General features: G+C 41.7%; 3 protein-coding genes and 1 pseudogene. 1 reads left to right on the top strand and 3 read right to left on the bottom strand.

Translation table 11 applies throughout. From position 1 onward, the window contains the following. Nucleotides 1-94, top strand: a pseudogene (locus tag ABZ924_RS38620) (ATP-binding cassette domain-containing protein); the annotation flags it as partial. 116 nt (nt 95-210) lie between these two features. On the opposite strand, the gene ABZ924_RS38625 reads toward ABZ924_RS38620, so the two are convergent. Genes ABZ924_RS38625 through ABZ924_RS38635 form a run of 3 tightly spaced genes read right to left on the bottom strand, consistent with a single transcriptional unit; the run spans nt 211 to nt 1,275 of the window. Beyond that, on the bottom strand, nt 211-612 hold the full coding sequence (locus ABZ924_RS38625) for a hypothetical protein (RefSeq protein WP_361920421.1): 402 nt from the start codon (nt 610-612) through the stop codon (nt 211-213). Beyond that, nucleotides 596-1,021: a hypothetical protein gene (locus tag ABZ924_RS38630; RefSeq protein ID WP_361920423.1), complete on the bottom strand. Its 426-nt coding sequence runs from the start codon at nt 1,019-1,021 to the stop codon at nt 596-598. The genes ABZ924_RS38625 and ABZ924_RS38630 overlap by 17 nt, the downstream gene beginning before the upstream one ends. Nucleotides 1,022-1,023: 2 nt before the next feature. Beyond that, nucleotides 1,024-1,275 (bottom strand): hypothetical protein, encoded by a 252-nt coding sequence (locus tag ABZ924_RS38635; RefSeq protein ID WP_361920425.1) that lies wholly within the window; start codon nt 1,273-1,275, stop codon nt 1,024-1,026. Between the last annotated feature and the right edge of the window lie 390 nt (nt 1,276-1,665).

Consider the following 1,665-nt stretch of genomic DNA (forward strand, 5'->3'; position numbering starts at 1 on the left):
AAATACAGAGGTCGGTGAACGCGGCATCAAATTATCAGGGGGGCAACGACAGCGTATTGCGATTGCACGAGCATTTTTGCGGGATCCCAAAATTCCCCAATTTTCTTAAACCCATTTTTTTCTAACACCTTTTGCGATGCGTGGTTAACAGTCGTATCGAATGAGGCAGTGAAATTTCTTCACAAATCGCACCCCGTTCTTCAAGCACTTTCAAAGCATCACGCTTCCAAGGAACAAGGAGAGAATCGCCAAATCCCGCTCCTTATCACGGTTAAACCGCTGACGAGCAAGTCCACTTGTCAACGTGATTTCGTATTCTTGGTCAATGAACTGAAGAAAATCATTGATTTCATGTTCGTTCAGTATGACAGAGCTGATTTTTTGTGCGCGGCGGCTGGCCGTTTCTTTTTTCGTATGCAACACAATTTTGCTCATCACGTTTCGGTAGAAGTACGATTCTCCGTCCTCATCCTCGGTCTCTTTCGTTAGGTAGTTAAAGAGTGATTTTAACGCATTGACAGAAAGGGAAACGACAGCCTCGCCGCGCTTTTTCACAGCCTGGTTTTCATGCAGAATGGGTTCTTCCTGCAAGTATTCAAGGTACATCTCCACGTCCTGCTTTTTCAGTTCGGCTAATACGGTATAAGAAATGGTTCAGCATGTACCCTTCATAAATAGGGTTTCCTGTAATAAATTCTGAGCTTATCTGAAACTTGCTAAAGCTCTCAATAGCCCCGAAGACGAATCCACTTACGGTAGTGAAAAGAAAACTATTCGTATGGCAGCCAATTTCATGCCATTTACAATCAAATTGATTTGTTTCGTAATCATATTTTTCAAGATATAAAACATTTTTCATATAAGATTCCACATTTTCTGCTTCTTGAGGAGTTACATTCCCTGCATTTTGATAATCTTCAACTGTCTTCTCTAAGAATTCACCTTCTTCACCAAAGGTTTGAATGGGAAACAATACAAAAATCAGCAGACTTACAACTATTTGAAACGGTACTCTTTTCATAGCTACATCACCCCCTGATTCATAATCGTCAGAAGTAGAATCAATAAGGGAACGAGAAGGAGCATTGAATACTTCACTACAGTATTCCTTTTTATATTCATAATTTCTTTTTCATTTAACGGCTTGTCGTACATCAATTCAAACTTGCGTTCTTCTTGTTCAATGGCTGTTCGAGAAAGTCGATCAATCAATCGATCCATCTTCTGTTGGATTTGTTGCTGGAAGGCGAGTACCTGTTTGAGTTGTTCGTTCATCTCGATCATCCTTTCACTTCCATTTATCCGTTTTTTATCGCTTCCTCGAACGCTTCTCCGGACGTTAAGGGCTCCAAATCGTGGGCATTCACTTTCCATTCGCCGTTCTCTTCTATCCAGTGCATTTGCGACATGAGATACATCACACGCTGCGTGCCTGGCGTTTCCAGTTCTCCGTCTACACCCGTTAAAGTGATTCGGTAAATTGCATAGATTTGATACCCTTCTTCTTCCGGACGAACGGATTCGGGAATGGGCAGAACAGCGGCAACTGACAGATTACATGATCGACTGGTTTGAACGTAATGGTCTATGTTTAATTCGTGCAATCAAACTCGATGATGAACAAAAAAGAAACGCTGCTCAAAATTTGCGAGGAGGAAATTGGGG

The organism is Streptomyces sp. NPDC046876, assembly GCF_040645035.1.
In the GTDB taxonomy this organism is placed as follows: Bacteria; Actinomycetota; Actinomycetes; order Streptomycetales; family Streptomycetaceae; genus Streptomyces.

Coding starts and splice junctions, on each gene's coding strand:
- ABZ924_RS38630 (WP_361920423.1), bottom strand. CDS start 1,021: ATGAAAAGAGTACCGTTTCAAATAGTTGTAAGTCTGCTGATTTTTGTA.
- ABZ924_RS38635 (WP_361920425.1), bottom strand. CDS start 1,275: ATGAACGAACAACTCAAACAGGTACTCGCCTTCCAGCAACAAATCCAA.